Below are 19,915 nucleotides of genomic sequence, written 5' to 3'. Positions count from 1 at the left end.
ATCAAGAAATTCCAGAACTTTTTAAATAGCCATGATGATGCGTTTCATTTTTTCCACCACCTGGAAAACATCTAATTCGGTGGCATCAATAAGAACCGCATCCGCGGCCTGTTTTAAAGGGGATATCACACGCTGGGTATCATTCCTGTCTCGCTTAACCATATCTTCGAGAATTTTTTCAAATGAAATCCCGGAGGCGTTTGATTCCTTAAATCGCCGTCGGGCACGTACGTTAACATCAGCGGTCAGGAAAAACTTATATGACGCCTTGGGAAAAACAGCCGTCCCCATATCCCGGCCTTCGAACACGGCATCCCTCTCCCCGGCAATGGCTCTTTGAATACCCAGCAATGCCTTTCGCACCTGGGGAACGGCCGATGTGGCCGAGGCCAGCATACTGATTTCATTGGTTCGAATATATGCGCTGATATCCCGGCCTGATGATATCAGCACAGGCTCCCGGCCTTGCATGACAAAATCAAGTTCAAGACCGGCAAGAAACTGTTCAAGCAGCGTACTGTCTTGCCAATTGACCTGCCGGTACTTAATTTCAAACGCAACAGCTCTGTATAAAGCACCGGTATCCACATAGACACAGCCCAGTTCCCTTGCAAGGGCCCTTGAAACGGTTGTTTTACCGGCCCCGGCCGGCCCGTCGATGGTAATAATACGCCTGTTCATTATTTTATTTACCGGCAACATTGATCAGTGCATCCACACACGTTTGATTCTCCTGTTCCGTGCCGGCATTGATGCGAACAAAGGTGTCATATCCATAGGATGCCATAGAACGCACGACCACACCTTTTCGGAGCAGCTTCTCACAAATATCCCGGGAATCGGTCTTTACGTCGACCATAAGAAAATTGGCCTGGGTGGGCAGTACCTCAAACCCGGCGTCCGTAAATTTTTGGGTTAAAAAATCAATACCCCGGTGGGTGCCGGAAATGGTTTTGGACAGAAAATCCGTATCTTCCAGGGCGGCCTGGGCCGCAGCCTGGGCAAGCGTGTTCACATTAAAAGGCTGACGTATCCGGTTTAAAATTTCAGCGACGGTTTTATGCATCACCCCGTAACCAATGCGGAACCCGGCAAGGCCGTATGCTTTGGAAAACGTTCTTAAAGTTACAATTCTTGGATCCGTCAACGGCACAGCCAAGGCATTGTAGACCGAATCGTCGCGGACAAATTCAATATACGCTTCATCTACGATAATCAGCACGTTATCCGGCAGTTGATCTGCAAATCGTAAAAATTCATCCTTGGTAATCGCAGCCCCGGTGGGATTGAAGGGGTTGGTCACAAATACCAGTTTTGTTTCAGGCGTAACAGCCTTGACAAGCCCCTCAAGATTGGTGGAAAAATCCTTTAAGGGCACCATAACCGGAACACCCTTTGCGGTTTTTACACTGATTTCATACATGAGAAAGGAAGGCAGCGGCATCACGGCTTCCTGCCCGGTATCCAGAAATCCATGGGCAAGCAGGGCAATGATATCATCGGAACCGTTTCCAATGACCAGATTTTCCATCCGCACATGGTATTTTTCAGCAAGTTTTTGACATAATGTAAAAGGAACCGGCTCGGGATAGCGGTGCATGCCGGGTAATTTTGATAAAACAGCGTCGGCTACTTTGGGGGAACACCCAAAAGGGTTTTCATTAGAGGCAAGTTTGACCGCATTGGTAATACCATACTCCCGCTCTACTTCGCTTAATGGTTTGCCTGCCTCATAGGGTTTTATAGTCTTTACGGACTCACTGACTGAAAATATCATCAAAGATCTGCTCCATTGATTTGCGGTTTGGATAAGGCCATATTAATTAGTTAGGATTTTAATTTTTGTCAATACCTTAGGAATGAGTACGAAATAAGATGCCCAATTAAAATTTTAGGCCATACGGATTTCCGGTAGGTTGGGTTGAAGAACGAAACCCAACGCCGATAAGTTGTTGGGTTTCACTTCGTTCAACCCAACCTACGCTGTGGCCGATGTTATGACAAAGCCCAAATTTTAAAACATACGGCTTATTGAGACCGGTTGGGCCTGAGCAGGAGCTGCCCGCCGACACCGAAGCAGCGCTGCCTGACAATGCCGAGTACCATGCTCACAGTCAGGGCAGTGGACGCCAGCAGCATGAACATGACCACAATCTGGTAGCGGATGGCAAGCATGGGGTCCTCACCGGAAAGAATCTGGCCGGTCATCATCCCCGGAAGAAAAACAAGCCCCACGCCTGCCAGAGAGTTGACGGAAGGGATCATTCCGGCCTTAAGCGCATCCCTGAAAATATCCTGGGAAGCTTCAACCGGGGTTGCCCCCAGACAAAGCTGCATCTCCACCAAATCCCGCTTTGCTTTCAGATCTGACAACAGCCGGTCCAGTGACAGGCCCAGGGCGGTCATGGAGTTGCCTGCCACCATACCGGCCAAAGGAATAAAATACTGGGGATGCCAGAACGGGCTGACCCCGACAATCAATCCGCTGACGATGCCTGTGACCACTGTATACACCAAAAGCATGGTGACAAAGGAGGGAAAAACAAAAGGGATGCTTTTTTCCGAAACATTTCCCCTGACAATGCGGACGGCAAATGCCACCATGACACAAAAAATCAGGAAAACCAGCCATGGCGATGCGATACCGAATATAAAACTGAGTACATACCCCATGATTGTCAGTTGAAGAACGCATCTCACGGCGCCCATGAGAATGGGTTTACCAAGACCAATACGACCCCACAGGGAAATTGCCCCTGCGGCAACGATAAAAAGGGATGCAAGTGCAAGCTCAGCTGTACTGATATCAAGGGCTCCAATTGTTAACGGCATACAAAAATTCTCCCCTAGTCAATGGTGATTTTCATCACCGGCATGTGCTTTGGTAAAAATGTGTCATGGGTAATCATGACAATGGTAGTGCCCTGCCGGTTGAGTTCTTCGACCAGCTCAAGGACACAGCGCCTGCTATCGCTGTCCAGTGAAGATGTCGGCTCGTCAAGCAGCAGCACGTTTGGACCGGTCAAAAGAGTTCGCACCAGGCTCAGCCGCTGGCGTTGTCCGCCGGAAAGCATCGCACCGGAGTCATCAAGCCCGACATCGTTCATTTGCACCTTATCGAGCAGCTGTTTCAGCGTCGGGTCGGACGGCTTTGCTTTTTCTCTGTTGATGCGAAAAAAAAAGGGTTGGAGCAAAACTTCCCTGACGGATCGATCAGGGATGACCGGTGTCTGCTGAAGATAGGCCACCTGCCGCCGCAACTCAGACGGATTCCAGTCGGTAAGGTTTTGTCCTAAGTAACTGATTTTTCCGGTTTCTACCTCCTCCAGTCGGTTCATCAATCGCAGAAGGGTGGATTTTCCGGCGCCGGACGGCCCTTGAATCAGCGTAAATCCCCCCTGGGGCAGGGTAAAACTCTGACGATCCAGTATGACCCGTTCTCCTTGCCAGGAAAATGAGACATCATGAAACTCAAAGCACGGAATGTGATGCGTCATTGCATTTTGTTCCTTTCTTTTTTGTACCATGGTGCTGCAGATTATCACATCTGATGCAGGTCCTGTATTATTTTTGAGTTATTTTATTCTGGTATAATCTGCCAAATCAGGGGAGATAATAAAATTTATCTCGAATTCTGCCGTTGCTATCTGTTTTTTGAAAAAGCTTTCTTTTAATCTGTCTGCAAGCTCGATCCAAAGTCGATTGTAACCTTAAAATTACGGGGAGGGAAATGGATCATAAATTTTGAATTTAGTAATGATTAAATAAGTTGTAATCACCAGAAACAGAAAGGGGTTTGAACATGAATCGAAAGATTAAAATGGCTATCATCGGAATGTTTGCAACAGTTACTTTCGCCTCTCAGGCTGGGGCGGTTGGGTATAATGTCAAAATTCAGACAAAAAATGACACATTAGAAAACAGTGGGGAGATTATTGCAATTCAGAAAACAATGGGAGGCGCGGCGACCCAAAAAGTCGGGTTACGGGTCCACAGCAACGCATCTTGTAATTACGACTACCAATCCAAAGGAAACATTTACAGGAATTCCGGCACGATTAAAGCGACCCAAACGGTAAGCGCGGGTGTCGCAATTCAGGCTGTCGGACTTGAGGTCAATTAGCATTAACCGAATTTTCCCATGGATCTTGTGCAGATTTCGGCCCTGATCCATGGGGTATAAGGTAAAAACATCATCAGGGAAAGAGGTAACAATTGAAAAGAATATTGCTGATCGGGTTACTTCCGTTAATTACTATCGGCTGCCTGCCCGTGCCTAAAAGAATTATTCCGAATACCCCAAAGCCCGGCTTATACGATTCAAGAACCGATTCAACAGCCTGGTTGGATTGCCTCTCTAATGAACTGGGCACCATAAATTTTAAAAAAGAGATCCGTTTAGTTATTGCCGAAGTTCGGAATGAATTTAGAACTGATGTGTCAGAGATTTTGCTGCCCACCCGGCTAAACGCCTTTGTTGAAAACGCTTTGGCCAGAATTACAAACGTTTACACGGTTTACGAATTCCAAAACCAAGGGACGACGCATATTACACCGGACTATATTATCGCCGGCGGCCTATACAATGGCCAGGAAAACAAGGCGATTGTAAGCAGGGCTGAACTTGTAAACCTAGGGATTGAAGGTCGTGTCAAAGCGTATGATTTATCAATGTACCTGAAGGCCATAGATGCAGAGACGAAACGTAAAGTGGTCATGAAGTCATTAACGGTTCGACTTTATTCAGGCGAACAGGGCGGAGATGCTATGCTTGTTATCGGCGGGGATAATAAATTCATCACCGGCGGCAGATTAACAGGCACACGCGCGGCGGGTGTGACTACGGCAATCCAAGCGCTATCAGACTATCTTGTTGCATCATTAATCCGGGAACTGTCAACGACCGCTTTGGGATTGTCCTTTTCGGCATGTGATCGTGAAATTGATGGTTTAGATAAATCACGTATTCCGAACCAGTCCAAGCTCTCATCAACCCAGCAACCGATACACTTCAGGTTGGTCAAGAATTCGGCTGGTTTAGTTTGTACAGAGGCAAACGTATTTGAAAATTTTAATTTAACTCAAAACGACCGTTTGCTTTTTCGATGGCGGCAGTATTCCAGCTCTATTTCCTTTAGTGTTCCCCTGGGACACGACCTATACGATTCGGTAAATGCATCTTCGTTAAAAAGGAGGAGAGTTTGCCTGCCTGCTGAAAAAATTTTTAACCACACACGAGCAATTGAACTGGAGATATATCATGAAAAGAGTAAAAATATTTTGGGTGTCGGCGCTCTGTAGCGTCTTTGTTTGTTTGTCTTCAACCAATGCCGACGCGTTTCGTTATAGAACATCCCAAGGCACATGGGTTTTTACAAATCCAGGGGTTACCGTTATTCGTGGACAGACGTTTGTTAACACAAAAAAAATAATGGGAGGTAGCGCAAGCATGGTAGAAGCCCGTGGTAGAAAAATCATCATGACACACAATAGATTCTATAACAATGGATCCATTGTCGGACGGCGCAGGGCCTCAATGGTTACGACCAAACCGGCATTAAAGTCCCATTATCATGTCATATCCTATGACAATAAGTTTTTAAACAACGGCAAAATACTCAGCCGCTAAAAAATAAACCCAGAAATAATTTAAAGGAGAATGCAAAGATGAGCCGATTTGTAAAAGCCATAGGCATTGTTTCAATATTTATGATGATGACGGGTTGTGCATCAATGAATGATATTATCGGTAGCGTATATAATCCACACAACGGCAATCCTGAATATTATCATACGCCACAGAAAAGTGCCGATAATAATGAGTCTCACCTCACTAACGAACCCGACTCCCATCTTGTTGAAGAATCTTATATTACCAGTGCAGAAAAAATTTTAAGCGCATCCGCAGAAAAAATCCGGATGGTTTATGAAAAGGAGTACGCTCACGCGTATCCAAATTCGGATTTAAACATTCAATATAAGGAATCATCAGACGGGGTTGTTCTGAATATGAAATGGGAATCTCCGAAAGCCTTTTTTGATATGGGACGCTATGATATTGTAGCGACCAAAACCTTTAACGGTCGCGAGCCTGTCTCTTTTATTGACCTGCTTGCCAGATCCCTCGTTGATATTGTGGGCCAACTAGATGACGCAGGGCTCACTGGAAAGTATAAGATCATTGCCACGCTTGCTGGGCAAGCAGATGCCACGCCCGTAACTGGAAACTTAATTTACCTTGGAGAATATGGCAATCAAATCCTTTTAACAGAGAAAAATACAACCCTGAATGGCGTTCCCCATACATTAGAACTCATCAAAAAACATCGGTCTATCTCAAACGAACAATTGGCAGGCCTTAGAGCATACTCACTTGCACAGTATCTGAGGGGAAGCCTCTACGGCATTCCAATTGACGAGTATTATAACCTGACAGTGGCAAAAAAAAGAGGATTAAGTTTTAGAAGTGCCGGCGTCAAAATCTCTATTGAGGAGACTCAATAAATGCTGAAACGATGGGGGACATTCTTAATTGGTTTTTTTTTGATTGTGAGCTGTAGCCCCGCCGGGGTCCGGGAAAAAATTAAGCGCTTTGGTATAACACAAGCTTTGGCCGAGACTTTGCCTGCTACAGAGAAAGAGGCGAAGGCCTGCACGCAGCCTATCGTATTAAAGCAATGCCCCCCTCTTAAAACAACCTATTTTATTTTTGCAAAAAAATATGATGGAGATACATTGCGGATTGAACGGGGCGTGGGGACAGTTGTGTGGGCAACAAAGAAAGATCAATGGATAATGTTGACGTGTAATCATATCGTTCATGAGGCGACCAGCATCAACGTCTCTCTGTGGTCCGGCAAAAAACAAGAAAACCCCATGCTTCCGGCCAAAGTGATGGCGTCCGATCCCAGGGCAGACCTTGCTTTGCTCTCCTTTACTTCGTCAAAACAGCCCGGAATAGCGAAATTGGACTTCAGCGAGTGTCTACTCGGTGAAGATATTACGGCAATAGGACAGCCCGCGCGTGGTTATGGAGCTATGACCAAAGGCATTATATCCGGTTTTTGGCCCGTTGAAAAAATGGGGCATTTAATCGTCAGTGATGTGTTGATTACAACTGGTTTTTCCGGCAGCGGTGCCTTTTTGAATGGAAAAATGATAGGCATTATCACTGGAAAAACAGCCGATGCGCGTCGCGGTTTTGCTTATATTTTACCAATTGCAAGGGCTATCCCGTTACTTTATAAAGGACTTGGATGCTATGGACCTCATATCACAGGTCCATAGCATATCAAGCTTCCCAGTTAAATTTAAGTTACATTCCAACCCCAATGGAGAACATAATATGGATATGATGATCGGTTTGTTCAAATGCGAAGCACCGGACTGTAAATCGTCTGACACCCCTGGGTTAACAGTGGTTCTTTTATATGACCTTGAAAAAAGTGGAAAAGAGGCAAGGGGCCGGCAGGACTCGTACAAGGAGTGGAACGACAGCGTTATAGAAGAGTTGAGCCGGGTCTCCTGCCCCCGATGCAAAACCACGAACGGTTTCCGTTTGAAAGCCACCTATCCGATTAGACAAAGTCTGTCAAAACATCCAAAGGTGTTGAAAAAAACATTAGAGAAAATGTTAAAAACCAATACAGAAATCCAAAGGTTCATCCATGCCATGGACGACCTTGACCCCATTACTTTTGATACCATAGAAAAAATTGAAAATTTGCGAAGGTTTTATCTAAGAAATAAAGACATTGATGTGTCAACCCAGTTGTATGTATGGTACGTTCGCTCATGGGCATATTTTAAAGCAAAGAGCATTGCAGACTGGAAAAGTATTGCCGAGGGCACCTGGGATACAAAAAGCGATAATTGGGAAATAGACAGTCATGAATGTAATATACCCGAGGCAGTTCCCTTATTTTTTGGAAAAAAGGAGCACAGAAGGTGGGTAAAGGTCTTGTTCCTGGAAGGGCGCTTCTTAATACAATTGTGGCTCCAAGGCGGATATAAAGCCCTGTTGCTTCATACCGGTTTTAACGACGTCTTCCCGGAAATGGATCGGACCGGCTTGAAGATCATCCGGAATGAACCATCCCAAAAAACGCGGGACGTATATGACAATTACATTGATAAAACATATCAGAAAAATGAACTGGGGACGGGATTCACCCACCACTATTGCGATGGATTTGAACATAAAAAGCCCGATGTTTTACTATCAGAAGATCAGTATGACCTTTTAGCCGTGCGGGGTTATGGGGCCAGCTTGAGAAAAAATCGTAAAAAGGAAAAGGAGCTGAGGCAGGTGTACCGGATTTATGACCGGGAGACCTTTTCTCTTTATCCTAAACCGTTTCTCTTAAAAACAGAGAGTACCCCGATTGCATTAACCACTGTTATCAGCATTCAACAAATATTACATACATTAAAAAATGGAGCAGGTTCAAAAGAGCAGTTTATGAATGACATTGAAGACGATCTAAATCAATTTTTTGAAGACGAAATTGCCCAATACCAGCGGGATACCCTCATTCCATCGGAAAAATTAAGCCGCCAAATCGAAAAAATATCACTGGGAACCCCGATGTCAAAACTCCCGGAGCCGGATCAACAGGAGATAAAGGAATTTGCCCGGAAATCGCCCCGGTTTGCCATGGCGTTAAGAAAGGCACAGTTTGTCTGCCGGGAACAAATCCGCCACAGCAACTGGTCAAAGCTGATGGATATGCTGGAGCAGGAAATGCCTACCGAATATCAGCTTGTGGATCAGATGCAGGCCGCACTTGGAAAAGGAAAGCAAAGCTTTGGCCAAATAATTGAGGCGATATCCGTTTTTACGGAGCAGGTAAAGGAAAACATCTTTGTTGTGCCTGGAGCCGCCTTCAGATCAGCCGAACAATTTTCATGGAAACCGGATCAACTATACAGGATTGACGTCAGTAGTGTCCCGCGGAAACCGGATATGAATTTTATGCATATATTTTTGTACCGGCAAGATAAAGAGGATATGGTGCGGATACAAGTCAACAAACCGATAGAGACCAGCAGCACGAAATTTAATCTGGGTATCCGCCTACATCGTGAGGATGAAGGGTTCAACGTAATTTTGATGGCCTACAGCCAGGGTGAAGTCACCTTGGATGAGGCCTGGTTTAAAAATCATGTACTGACCGAACCTGAGAACATGGCCATGGTCATCGACAGGATTGCAGACCAGGGTGGGTATATTGTTGAGGTGGGTTCTGTTACTGTAACCGTTTAAGAATTAGGAATGACTTTATGGATTTCATTAAAAATATCATACATTATCTGGCACAGATTGAGGACCAGGCCATTGCCGCCGGCTTGGGGGAAGAGACCGGAGAGATATTGGAAATACTCCGGCTTCTTGAAGTCGGTGAGGAAACGGATGAACCGGTTTTGGATAAACTCAACCAGGTTGCCGTTTTTTTCGGACAGCTTTCAATCGGTGATACCCCGGTGAATCAGGAAACAGCTTTAGCATTTTTAAAAATTCTTCTGAATTTTTGTTCTAAGGAAGACAGGCCTGCAGACTGGGCCACGACCCAGCACAACCTGGGTAACCTGTATTCAATAAGAATCCAAGGCGACCCATCGGACAACCAGGAACACGCCCTGGTGTGTTACAAATCGGCGCTGGAAATCTGGACTAAAGAACGGGTACCCATGGACTGGGTCATGACTCAGTACAACCTGGGTAACCTGTATTCAAAAAGAATCCAGGGCGACCCATCGGACAACCAGGAACACGCCCTGGTGTGTTATAAATCGGCGCTGGAAATCTGCACCAGAGGACGGGTGCCCATGAAGTGGGCCATGATCCAGCACAGCCTGGGTAACCTGTATTCAATAAGAATCCAGGGCGACCCATCGGACAACCAGGAACACGCCCTGGCGTATTATACATCGGCGCTGGAAATCAGGATCAGAGAACGGGTGCCTATGAAGTGGGCCATGACCCAGCACAGCCTGGGTGACCTGTATTCAAAAAGAATCCAGGGCGACCCATCGGACAACCAGAAACACGCCTTGGCGTGTTATACATCAGCGCTGGAAATCAGAACCAGAGAACGGGTGTCCATGGAGTGGGCCAGCACCCAGTACAGCCTGGGTAACCTGTATTCAATAAGAATCCAGGGCGACCCATCGGGCAATCAGAAACACGCCCTGGCGTGTTATACATCGGCGCTGGAAATCTGGACCAGAGAACAGGTACCCATGGATTGGGCCATGACCCAGCACAGCCTGGGTATCCTGTATTCTGACAGAATCCAGGGCGACCCATCGGACAACCAGGAACAGGCCCTGGCGTATTATACATCGGCGCTGGAAATCAGAACCAGAGAACAGGTACCCATGGATTGGGCCATGACCCAGCACAGCCTGGGTATCCTGTATTCTGACAGAATCCAGGGCGACCCATCGGAAAACCAGGAACAGGCTCTGGCGTATTATACATCCGCGCTGGAAATCAGAACGAGAGAACGGGTGCCTATGAAGTGGGCCATGACCCAGCACAGCCTGGGTGACCTGTATTCTGACAGAATCCAGGGCGACTCATCGGAAAACCAGGAACACACCTTGGCGTGTTATACATCGGCGCTGGAAATCAGAACCAGAGAACGGGTGCCCATGGAGTGGGCCAGCACCCAGTACAGCCTGGGTAACCTGTATTCAAAAAGAATCCAGGGCGACCCATCGGACAACCAGAAACACGCCCTGGCGTGTTATACATCGGCGCTGGAAATCATCGACCAACTTCTGAAAACATCGGACCCTCTTGCGCAGGAGGGTCTGTGGAGAAAATCCAAAGGATATTTTACTCATTCCATCTCATATTTTTTGACGACGCAACATTATAAAAAAGCCCTTTACTGGATCGAAGTCCTTAAATCCCGCCGGATGCTTATAGAATTGGACCTTTCAAGCATCCCCCTTCCCAAAGGCAAGGCAGGGGAAAAAGCAGAAGATTACTGGAACGTATGCCGGCAAATCACCGCTATCCGGGCAAGGATTGAGCATGATGCCAAGCATTCTCCATCAGAGCCTCCCATGCCGTCTTCCCCGGGTACCAAAGTCGCCCACAGGAGAACACCGGACTCTGTCGTTCGGCAAATTGAACACCGGGTTCTGGAACAATCTGTTAAAGAATTAAAAAAGTGGGATCAGCAAAAAGAGCATCTGTTCAAAGACCTGGCGTTATTGGCACCGGATTATGCGGCATTGATCCGGCCCGAGGTCGCAACATTTGAAGATCTGTCCGGTTTGATTACAGATAAAACAAAAGCCGCAGTGAGTTTCTTTGTTGCAAACGGGGTGATCCATACCATAACCGTCTACAGGGGAAACAGTGGTCAACTTCTGACGGATTACCGGCAATGGACAGAGATTGATCATTTACTGGAATTGTTCCAAGTGTTTTATCCGAAAGCGAGGACCTTAGAGACAATGAAGCAGAAGAAAAAAATTGATACGTTTCTTCCACTCCTGGACCAGCTTCTGTCTGAACTGGGCCGGCTTTTTGGGGCATTGTTTCAGTGGCTTGCCGGCTTAGGCGTTCAACAGGTCTATCTTTGCGCCCATCACTTTTTGGAAAACCTTCCCATTCATGCCGCAATCCTTGAAATAGATGATAAAAAGATTCACGCCAGGGATATACTTGATTTCAGTTATCTGCCGTCCCTTTCTTTGGGCGTGGAAATGTCTAAAACCCCCATCAATGAAAACTTGAATGTTCACGCCCTGTTTTATACCCCCCCTGATCCTAAGCTGAAACTGATGGACGCTCAAAGGGAGTTCAAAAGTTTGGCGGATATTTATGAAAATCTTATCAAAAGGCGCGAGGGCAATGAAGCAACCCTGTCCAACTGGGCCCATGATCTTGAACACCGCCCGGCCCGGATCGTCTTTGTCTCCTGCCATGGAAAAACAGAACCGGACGGATTTTATCTCATGCTGGCAGACGGTCATATCCACCACAGTAAGCTGATCAATAGCCTCAAAGTAAAAGGGTCGTTTGTCATTGCCAGCGCCTGTGAAACCGGCACCAGCCTCTCCTTGACAAAGGCCGATGACGAATACCACGCCCTGGATTACGTGTTTCACCTGATGGGCGCCACTGAATGCGTGAGCAGCTTTTACTCCATCTATGATTTCGCCACCTCCCAAGTAACACAGTTGATGCACGGGAATCTGAGCAAGGGGAAAAAACCGTTTGAAGCCTTCAACCAAGGGGTGGCAGATTATCTTGAAAATAAAGAAGAAATTGAATTAAAAGTGAGATCCAAAAGCCAGAGCGGCAGGGACGATGTTATTCATAGCGAAATCGAATCTATTCAGGTTCCATCGGACCACCCGATATTCTGGGCCTATCTTAAATTCAGCGGGCTGTTCTAAATTATTCGGTGTTGATTTTCTCTTCAAGTTTAGGCATGAGGCCGAAATAACTTAACCCGGGAGCGCGGGCGTTCTGCCCGCATCTTTACCATACTTGCGGGTATGCGGGCGGGACGCCCGCGCTCCCGGATATATCAAAATAGGCTAGTTATTTAAGACCGGTTCCATAAAAAGCCCGAGGTGTTAGTATCAGAAGATCAGTATGACCTTTCAGGAGATAAAGGAATTTGCCCGGAAACCGCCCCGGTTTGCCATGGATTTAAGAAAGGCACAGTTTGCCTGTCGGGAACAAATCCGCCACAGCAACTTTGTACCGGAAAGATAAAGAGGATATGGTGCGGATACAAGTCAACAAACCGATAGAGACCAGCAGCACGGAATTTAATCTGGGTATCCGCCTACATCGTGAGGATGAAGGGTTCAACGTAATTTTGATGGCCTACAGCCAGAGTGAAGTCACCTTGGATGAGGCCTGGTTTAAAAATCATGTATTAACCGAACCTGAGAACATGGCCATGGTCATCGACAGGATTGCAGATCAGGGTGGGTATATTGTTGAGGTGGGTTCTGTTACTGTAACCGTTTAAGAATTAGGAATGACTTCATGGATATTATTAAAAACACCATACATTATCTGGCACAGATTGAGGACCAGGCCATTGCCGCCGGCTTGGGGGAAGAGACCGGAGAGGTATTGGAAATACTTCGGCTTCTTGAAGTCAGTGAGGAACCGGATGAACGAATTTTGGATGAACTGAAACGGATTGCCGTTTTTTTGATACAGCTTTCAATCGGTGATATAACGGTGAACCAGGATACAGCTTTAGCGTTTTTAAAAATTCGTCTGGATTTTTGTTCCAAGGAACACAGGCCTGCGGACTGGGCCGAGACCCAGCACAACCTCGGTGTTCTGTATTCTGACAGAGTTAAGGGAGAGGCGTCGGCTAACCAGGAACAAGCCTTGGCGTACTATCGATCGGCTCTGGAAGTCTGGAATAGAGAAACGGCACCCATGGAATGGGCCATGACCCAGTACAACCTTGGTGACCTGTACTCTGACAGAGTCAAGGGAGAGGCGTCGGCCAACCAGGAACAAGCCTTGGCGTACTATCGATCGGCTTTGGAGATCTGGACCAGAGAAACCTCACCCATGGACTGGGCCATGATCCGGCACAACCTTGGTAACCTGTATTCTGACAGAGTCAAGGGAGAGGCGTCGGCTAACCAGGAACAAGCCTTGGCGTACTATCGATCGGCTCTGGAAATCTGGACCAGAGAAACGGCACCCATGGAATGGGAAATGACCCAACACAACCTCGGTGTTCTGTATTCTGACAGGGTCAAGGGAGAGGCGTCGGTCAACCAGGAACAAGCCTTGGCGTACTATCGATCGGCTCTGGAAACCAGGAATAGAGAAACGGCACCCATGGAATGGGCCATGACCCAGTACAACCTTGGTAACCTGTACTCTGACAGAGTCAAGGGAGAGGCGTCGGCCAACCAGGAACAAGCCTTGGCGTATTATAGATCGGCTTTGGAAATTTGGACCAGAGAAACGGCACCCATGGACTGGGCCAAGATTCGACATAACCTTGGTAACCTGTATTGTAAAAGAATCCAGGGAGAGCCGTCGGCCAATCAGGAACAAGCTTTGGTGTATTATAGATCAGCTCTGGAAATCAGGAATAAAGAAACGGTACCCATGGACTGGGCCATGACCCGGCACAATCTCGGTCACTTGTATTTTGACAGATTCAAGGGAGAGCCGTCGGCCAACCAGGAACAAGCCCTGGCGTACTATAGATCGGCTCTGGAAGTCTGGACAAAAGAAACAGCACCAATGGACTGGGCCACGACCCAGCACAGCCTTGGTCACCTGTATTCTAATAGAGTCAAAGGAGAGCTGTCGGCTAACCAGGAACAAGCCCTGGCGTACTATAGATCGGCTCTGGAAGTCTGGACAAAAGAAACAGCACCAATGGACTGGGCCACGACCCAGCACAGTCTCGGTTTCTTGTATTCTGACAGAGTCAAGGGAGAGCTGTCGGCTAACCAGGAACAAGCCTTGGCGTATTATAAATCGGCTCTGGAAATCTGGACCAAAGAAACAGCACCCATGGACTGCGCCATGATCCGGCATAACCTTGGTTATTTTTATTCTGACAGATTCAAGGGAGAGCCGTCGGCCAACCAGGAACAAGCCCTGGCCTTTTATACATCAGCAAATGAAACCATTAACGACCTTCTGCAAACCTCGGACCCTCTTGCGCAGGAGGGTCTGTGGAAGGAGTTCAGAGTTTTTTTTACAAATTCCATCCCATATTTCTTGGCTACTCAGCATTATAAAAAAGCCCTTTACTGGATCGAAGTCCTTAAATCCCGCCGGATGCTTATAGAGCTGGACCTTTCAAGCATCCCCCTTCCCAAAGGCAAGGCAGGGGAAAAAGCAGAAGATTACTGGAACGTATGCCGGCAAATCACCGCTATCCGGGCAAGGCTTGAGTATGAGGCCAAGCATTCTTCATCAGAGCCTCTCATGCCGTCTTCCCCGGGTACCAAAGTCGCTCACAGGAGAACACCGGACTCTGTCGTTCGGCAAATTGAACACCGGGTTCTGGAACAATCTGTTAAAGAATTAAAAAAGTTGGATCAGCAAAAAGAGCATCTGTTTAAAAACCTGGCGTTATTGGCACCGGATTATGCGGCATTGATCCGGCCCGAGGTTGCAACATTTGAAGATCTGGCCGGTCTGATTACAGATAAAACAAAAGCCGCAGTGAGTTTCTTTGTTGCAAACGGGGTGATCCATACCATAACCGTCTACAGGGGAAAGAATGGGCAGCTTCTGACGGATTACCGGCAATGGACAGAGATTGATCATTTACTGGAATTGTTTAACGTATTTTATCCGAAAGCGAGGACCTTAGAGGCAATGGAGCAGAAGAAAAAAAATGATGCGTTTCTTCCACTCCTGGACCAGCTTCTGTCTGAACTGGGCCGGCTTTTTGGGGCATTGTTTCAGTGGCTTGCCGGCTTAGGCGTTCAACAGGTCTATCTTTGCGCCCATCAGTTTTTGGAAAACCTTCCCATCCATGCCGCAATCCTTGAAATAGATGATAAAAAGATTCACGCCAGGGATATACTTGATTTCAGTTATCTGCCGTCTTTTTCTTTGGGCGTGGAAATGTCTAAAACCCCCATCAATGAAAACTTGAATGTTCACGCCCTGTTTTATACCCCCCCTGATCCTAAGCTGAAACTGGTGAACGCTCAAAGGGAGTTCAAAAGTTTGGCGGATATTTATGAAAATCTTATCAAAAGGCGCGAGGGCAATGAAGCAACCCTGTCCAACTGGGCCCATGATCTTGAACACCGTCCGGCCCGGATCGTCTTTGTCTCCTGCCATGGAAAAACAGAACCGGACGGGTTTTATCTCATGCTGGCAGACGGTCATATCCACCACAGTAAGCTGATCGATAGCCTCAAAGTAAAAGGGGCGTTTGTCATTGCCAGCGCCTGTGAAACCGGCACCAGCCTCTCCTTGACAAAGGCCGATGACGAATACCACGCCCTGGATTACGTGTTTCACCTGATGGGCGCCACTGAATGCGTGAGCAGCTTTTACTCCATCCATGATTTCGCCACCTCCCAAGTAACACAGTTGATGCACGGGAATCTGAGTAAGGGAAAAAAACCGTTTGAAGCCTTCAACCAAGGGGTCGCAGCTTATCTTGAGAATAAAAAAGAAATTACATTAACAGTGAGCTCCAAAAGCCAGAGCGGCAGGGACGATGTTCTTTATAGCGAAATCGAATCTATTCAGGTTCCATCGGACCACCCGATATTCTGGGCCTATCTTAAATTCAGCGGGCTGTTCTAAATGATTCGGTGTTGATTTTCTCTTCAAGTTTAGGCATGAGGCCGAAATAACTTAACCTGGGAGCGCGGGCGTCCTGCCCGCATCTTTACCATACTTGGGGGGATGCGGGCGGGACGCCCGCGCTCCCGGATATATCAAAATAGGCTAGTTATTTAAGACCCGTTCCTATAGAATCAATTTCACACACCTGAATTAAACGCGATCAACTGGGAAGACGCCCTGTTTTCCCAATTTTTTTGCCTGTGACCTTCTTAATCTGTCCCTGCCTCTGCTTCTTTGCAAATCAAAACCCATTCCCCTTAATCATATTCCGTACCGGATTCAGCTTCACCCGCACGTCAAACTCCCTCATGGACTGGGTGAACTGAATAAAACGTCTGCTTCTTCCCGAATGATGTAAGGCGTTGACCCGATTTCCGTATGTTAATGCTCGTTTATTAACAAAAAAGGGGGGAATAGTTAAAATTTAGTCCAATTCTGCCGCTACTGAGTTTTGTTGAAAAAAAAGTTTTTGTAATCTGTTTTCAAGCTTGAGCTTAAGTTGACTTGTAACCTTAAAAAAAGCAAAAAGGGGGAGCGTATGAAAAAAATAATGGGAGTTATCTGTGCGTTAATGGTATTGATGCCGGCGGCGGTAATGGCATCAACACCTTGGTTTGACTGTGATTTTGAAGAGTTTTCAGTTGTTTCAAAACGATTTCATGAAGCTGACTTTACTGACGGCAATAATCTTCAGCTAAAAGGTTGGTATGATGCTTCGTATAACCCAAAAATAAAACTTTACAGCGCCTATGGCTTTATATTGGGCAGTGCTGTGCTGAATCCCACATCAGAAGAATGGGCCTGTACCTTTGGGTTAGATAATGGTTTAAATTCATTAGAAATTCATACTAAATGCAACATTGATGGATGCGCTCGGGAGTATACTGTTGAAACATTGGAGATCGTGTACCTTAAACAGCCTGACCTAGGGGTCTTGAATACTTCGAATGGGGCTGATGGCATTGAAATCTCAATAAACGAAGGCTTTTTACCCTTGGTTCCAAACGTTGAAACGGAGTATTACGCCTTATTCAAAGCCTCTACCCCAGACCCTGATGAGAGTGAACTGACACAGTTACAACCCTGGTCAGAAAGCTTAGTTGAGTTTATTGATACAGATGTCGTCCCGGGAGAAAAACAGTATTATTTCCTGGGCATTACAGTAGACGAAAATGGTCAAGTGTACGAATTGAGCCCAGCCCATGCGTGTGAAACCCTTGTACATGGTAAACTCGAACTGATCCTTCCAACCTCTACCATAGAGGCTGGATCAACGATTACTGGCGACCTGGACATTCAAGTATCAGAGCCTGTTTGGGCGCTGTCTGTGGATATTTCAACGGATTTGCTTGACGTGGTTTCCTCAGGGGAGTATGCAGACTTTTTCCCACCAGAGCTTAGGTTTGAAATTGAGCCGCCTACCGAGCAGCTATTATATAACCTTAGCCTAAGATACCCAGCAGAGGGGCAATCAGGCAGCGGTTCTCTCGTTAGAAATATTGTTCTCAAAGCACCTGAAGAAACGTTTGGACCCACTGTCCTGTCTGGGGAAATAACCACAAGCAATAGAGCCGGAAGCAGCGACATCACACTAAGTTTCCAGGAGTTACCAATTTTTGTTTATGACAATGTTCGAGCCAGCCAGAATGGCCTGGTGGGGTCGAATGTTGTGACTGGCCGGATTACGTACATTGACGGAACGGTTGCAGCCAATTGCGAAATGATATTGTCACTAAACGGTAACGAGATCTCCGTATTTACGGATCATAACGGTTATTATCGGTTTGACAACATCTTGCCCATTGAAGCGGATGATATGTTGATCGTCAAAGCCTGGAATGACGCATTTTCAGCCGAAAAAGAACTGGATGGACTTGATGGCACAATGACAGTGGAATTAGAGCTGTTAAATACGTCACTGGCGGATTTGAATCAGGATTTTGAGATTAACTACGCAGATTTTGCTATTCTGGCTGCTTCCTTTGGTTGCCACCAAGGCGAGTTGGACTATGACGCCAGGGCAGACCTGATAAAAAACGATAAGATAGATATCCACGACTTGGGTTTGTTTGGATCACACTGGCGATAAAAAAATGCTAAAAAAGGCAGTGTAAATGCACTGCCTTTTTTTATAAAAAACAGGGTTTGATCATATATTAGGCCATACGGATTTCCGGTAGGTTGGGTTGAGGAGCAAAACTCAACCTACGCTGTGGCCAATGTTATGACCAAGCCCAAAAAACAGATAGGACAAAAAATGAAAAACTATTTTTGCATATTTATACTTATTTGTTCTTTTTTGGTAATCATAAGCCCATCCTTGGCAAGTGGGTCAAACAATTCTAAATTTTTCATAGAAACCAGCGAAAATAAAATAAATATTGATGATACTTTATCTGCTTCTTTAGAAATTGAATCCATTCAGCCCGTCTATGGGTTGGAGTTCATTGTTACCTATGACCCAAAACATTTGAGACCAATTGATGCAGATCCTAAAAAAAGCGGGTTTCAAATTACCCCGGGTAGTTTTTTTGATTTAGACAGAAAGGATTGGCTTTACCCATTGCAAAATCGTGTGGATGTTAACGCAGGTGAAATCTTTTTTGCAACCAGCAGGTTAAACCCCGCCCCATCAGCATCTGGTGATGGGATTATCGCGAATATTAATTTCCAAGCCATAAAAAAAGGTAAGACGCAATTAACCATAGAGAAGGTGGTATTTGGCACCAAAAAGGGAGAAGCGGTTAAGCCCGAGACACAAAACAAAATGATCCTGATAACCCCTCAATATTTTTCAACGCTTCATTTCGGCCTGATTATTGGATTGACGATTTTGGCTATATTGATTCTAATGCGTTATAGAAAAAGGATTCAACGTGATTTTGATGGCCTGCAGCCAGGGTAAAGAGACTTTGGATGAGGCCTGGTTTAAAAATCATGTTTTGTTTCCACTTACAGGGCCAATTCTGACAAACACTTCGTATATATACGATGAAGGTAACCTATCTTCATCCGGACAATCAAACGAAGATGAAAAACAAGGATTATCTAAAATAGTCGCTTTTGTTGACACAAAAATTTGGAAAAAAATCGAAACTTTCCATAGACATCCTTCATATGATCCCAAAAGTACTTTACACTTTTTGAATGAAGGTTCCCGAAAAATGGGAGTCGGCATCTGGAAAGTGTAAAGCGGGAAATGAAGGACGCCTTTCCATAATACCTTCGCCAAATTACATTTTTTATGTTTTGGGTTCAAAATATAATTGTTTCGATACAATAAAATCAATAGGTTATGTTTTGAGGTTTAAGCAATTTTAATCCTTTTTTGAGATTGGCGAAGGTATTGTTCCATGGCTGTTGTTTTTAATATAAAACTAACAAAATTCCGGCATTATAAATAAACCAATGCCACTGTTTAAGTATGGAGATCGAATATTCATAGCCAATACCTTCGCCAAATTGATTGACCTATATGAATAAAATGATCACATTCTCTGATAAAATAATATTTGAGCAAACATCAACCATAGTCAGAGGGGTAGTCATCATGGGAATTAGTACTTTATTTTC

Annotated in this window: 17 protein-coding genes; 13 read left to right on the top strand and 4 right to left on the bottom strand. The window is 45.8% G+C overall.

The features are described from left to right. Nucleotides 1-21: 21 nt before the first annotated feature. From cmk to HXW94_RS08430, 4 genes are all read right to left on the bottom strand, one after another. Complete coding sequence (cmk, locus tag HXW94_RS08445; protein WP_178366457.1) at nucleotides 22-681, bottom strand: (d)CMP kinase; 660 nt, start codon at nucleotides 679-681, stop codon at nucleotides 22-24. Nucleotides 682-685: 4 nt separating this feature from the next. Continuing rightward, nucleotides 686-1,777: a histidinol-phosphate transaminase gene (gene hisC, locus HXW94_RS08440; RefSeq protein WP_178366479.1), complete on the bottom strand. Its 1,092-nt coding sequence runs from the start codon at nucleotides 1,775-1,777 to the stop codon at nucleotides 686-688. 251 nt (nucleotides 1,778-2,028) lie between these two features. Next, nucleotides 2,029-2,832: an ABC transporter permease gene (locus tag HXW94_RS08435; RefSeq protein ID WP_178366456.1), complete on the bottom strand. Its 804-nt coding sequence runs from the start codon at nucleotides 2,830-2,832 to the stop codon at nucleotides 2,029-2,031. 14 nt (nucleotides 2,833-2,846) lie between these two features. After that, a complete protein-coding gene (locus HXW94_RS08430; RefSeq protein ID WP_178366455.1) occupies nucleotides 2,847-3,497 on the bottom strand; it encodes an ABC transporter ATP-binding protein in 651 nt (216 codons plus the stop codon). A 305-nt stretch (nucleotides 3,498-3,802) separates the two neighbouring features. Here HXW94_RS08430 and HXW94_RS08425 point away from each other — a divergent pair, with 305 nt between their 5' ends. The 13 genes from HXW94_RS08425 to HXW94_RS08370 all read left to right on the top strand — a co-directional run bounded on the left by HXW94_RS08425 (nucleotide 3,803) and on the right by HXW94_RS08370 (nucleotide 19,533). Next, complete coding sequence (locus HXW94_RS08425) at nucleotides 3,803-4,123, top strand: hypothetical protein (protein WP_178366454.1); 321 nt, start codon at nucleotides 3,803-3,805, stop codon at nucleotides 4,121-4,123. Nucleotides 4,124-4,215: 92 nt separating this feature from the next. Next, a complete protein-coding gene (locus HXW94_RS08420; protein WP_178366453.1) occupies nucleotides 4,216-5,301 on the top strand; it encodes a hypothetical protein in 1,086 nt (361 codons plus the stop codon). Nucleotides 5,302-5,449: 148 nt separating this feature from the next. After that, the gene (locus HXW94_RS08415) at nucleotides 5,450-5,629 is read left to right on the top strand and encodes a hypothetical protein (RefSeq protein WP_178366452.1); all 180 of its coding nucleotides are present in this window, start codon (nucleotides 5,450-5,452) and stop codon (nucleotides 5,627-5,629) included. A gap of 38 nt (nucleotides 5,630-5,667) precedes the next feature. Then, complete coding sequence (locus tag HXW94_RS08410; protein ID WP_178366451.1) at nucleotides 5,668-6,504, top strand: hypothetical protein; 837 nt, start codon at nucleotides 5,668-5,670, stop codon at nucleotides 6,502-6,504. Next, nucleotides 6,505-7,287, top strand: coding sequence for a S1 family peptidase (locus tag HXW94_RS08405; protein ID WP_178366450.1), 783 nt, complete (start codon nucleotides 6,505-6,507; stop codon nucleotides 7,285-7,287). Nucleotides 7,288-7,345: 58 nt separating this feature from the next. Continuing rightward, nucleotides 7,346-9,265 carry a hypothetical protein gene (locus HXW94_RS08400; RefSeq protein ID WP_178366449.1) on the top strand — a complete coding sequence of 640 codons (1,920 nt, stop codon included), beginning with the start codon at nucleotides 7,346-7,348 and terminating at the stop codon, nucleotides 9,263-9,265. Between the two features lie 17 nt (nucleotides 9,266-9,282). Next, nucleotides 9,283-12,420 (top strand): CHAT domain-containing protein, encoded by a 3,138-nt coding sequence (locus HXW94_RS08395; RefSeq protein ID WP_178366448.1) that lies wholly within the window; start codon nucleotides 9,283-9,285, stop codon nucleotides 12,418-12,420. Nucleotides 12,421-12,622: 202 nt separating this feature from the next. After that, entirely contained in the window at nucleotides 12,623-12,745 is a 123-nt protein-coding gene (locus tag HXW94_RS19845; RefSeq protein ID WP_281357824.1) for a hypothetical protein, read from the top strand. A 7-nt stretch (nucleotides 12,746-12,752) separates the two neighbouring features. Further along, nucleotides 12,753-13,007, top strand: coding sequence for a hypothetical protein (locus tag HXW94_RS08390; RefSeq protein ID WP_178366447.1), 255 nt, complete (start codon nucleotides 12,753-12,755; stop codon nucleotides 13,005-13,007). Nucleotides 13,008-13,024: 17 nt separating this feature from the next. Continuing rightward, entirely contained in the window at nucleotides 13,025-16,300 is a 3,276-nt protein-coding gene (locus HXW94_RS08385; protein ID WP_178366446.1) for a CHAT domain-containing protein, read from the top strand. 580 nt (nucleotides 16,301-16,880) lie between these two features. Further along, nucleotides 16,881-18,431: a hypothetical protein gene (locus tag HXW94_RS08380; protein WP_178366445.1), complete on the top strand. Its 1,551-nt coding sequence runs from the start codon at nucleotides 16,881-16,883 to the stop codon at nucleotides 18,429-18,431. A gap of 168 nt (nucleotides 18,432-18,599) precedes the next feature. After that, nucleotides 18,600-19,247: a cohesin domain-containing protein gene (locus tag HXW94_RS08375; RefSeq protein ID WP_218576629.1), complete on the top strand. Its 648-nt coding sequence runs from the start codon at nucleotides 18,600-18,602 to the stop codon at nucleotides 19,245-19,247. Continuing rightward, nucleotides 19,219-19,533: a hypothetical protein gene (locus HXW94_RS08370; protein ID WP_178366443.1), complete on the top strand. Its 315-nt coding sequence runs from the start codon at nucleotides 19,219-19,221 to the stop codon at nucleotides 19,531-19,533. Before HXW94_RS08375 ends, HXW94_RS08370 begins: the two co-directional genes overlap by 29 nt. The last annotated feature ends 382 nt before the right edge of the window (nucleotides 19,534-19,915 follow it).

This window comes from Desulfobacter latus (genome assembly GCF_013389365.1).
In the GTDB taxonomy this organism is placed as follows: domain Bacteria; phylum Desulfobacterota; class Desulfobacteria; order Desulfobacterales; family Desulfobacteraceae; genus Desulfobacter; species Desulfobacter latus.
The sequence above is the reverse complement of the archived record's forward strand: the minus strand, read 5'-3'. Positions and strand labels throughout refer to the sequence as shown.

Bases quoted from the DNA above. Each gene is read 5' to 3' on its own strand.
- HXW94_RS08395 (WP_178366448.1), top strand. From the start codon at position 9,283: ATGGATTTCATTAAAAATATCATACATTATCTGGCACAGATTGAGGAC.
- HXW94_RS08390 (WP_178366447.1), top strand. From the start codon at position 12,753: ATGGTGCGGATACAAGTCAACAAACCGATAGAGACCAGCAGCACGGAA.
- HXW94_RS08385 (WP_178366446.1), top strand. From the start codon at position 13,025: ATGGATATTATTAAAAACACCATACATTATCTGGCACAGATTGAGGAC.
- hisC (WP_178366479.1), bottom strand. From the start codon at position 1,777: ATGATATTTTCAGTCAGTGAGTCCGTAAAGACTATAAAACCCTATGAG.
- HXW94_RS08435 (WP_178366456.1), bottom strand. From the start codon at position 2,832: ATGCCGTTAACAATTGGAGCCCTTGATATCAGTACAGCTGAGCTTGCA.
- HXW94_RS08380 (WP_178366445.1), top strand. From the start codon at position 16,881: ATGAAAAAAATAATGGGAGTTATCTGTGCGTTAATGGTATTGATGCCG.
- HXW94_RS08430 (WP_178366455.1), bottom strand. From the start codon at position 3,497: ATGACGCATCACATTCCGTGCTTTGAGTTTCATGATGTCTCATTTTCC.
- HXW94_RS08375 (WP_218576629.1), top strand. From the start codon at position 18,600: ATGAAAAACTATTTTTGCATATTTATACTTATTTGTTCTTTTTTGGTA.
- HXW94_RS08415 (WP_178366452.1), top strand. From the start codon at position 5,450: ATGGTAGAAGCCCGTGGTAGAAAAATCATCATGACACACAATAGATTC.
- HXW94_RS08400 (WP_178366449.1), top strand. From the start codon at position 7,346: ATGGATATGATGATCGGTTTGTTCAAATGCGAAGCACCGGACTGTAAA.
- cmk (WP_178366457.1), bottom strand. From the start codon at position 681: ATGAACAGGCGTATTATTACCATCGACGGGCCGGCCGGGGCCGGTAAA.
- HXW94_RS08410 (WP_178366451.1), top strand. From the start codon at position 5,668: ATGAGCCGATTTGTAAAAGCCATAGGCATTGTTTCAATATTTATGATG.
- HXW94_RS08425 (WP_178366454.1), top strand. From the start codon at position 3,803: ATGAATCGAAAGATTAAAATGGCTATCATCGGAATGTTTGCAACAGTT.
- HXW94_RS08405 (WP_178366450.1), top strand. From the start codon at position 6,505: ATGCTGAAACGATGGGGGACATTCTTAATTGGTTTTTTTTTGATTGTG.
- HXW94_RS19845 (WP_281357824.1), top strand. From the start codon at position 12,623: ATGACCTTTCAGGAGATAAAGGAATTTGCCCGGAAACCGCCCCGGTTT.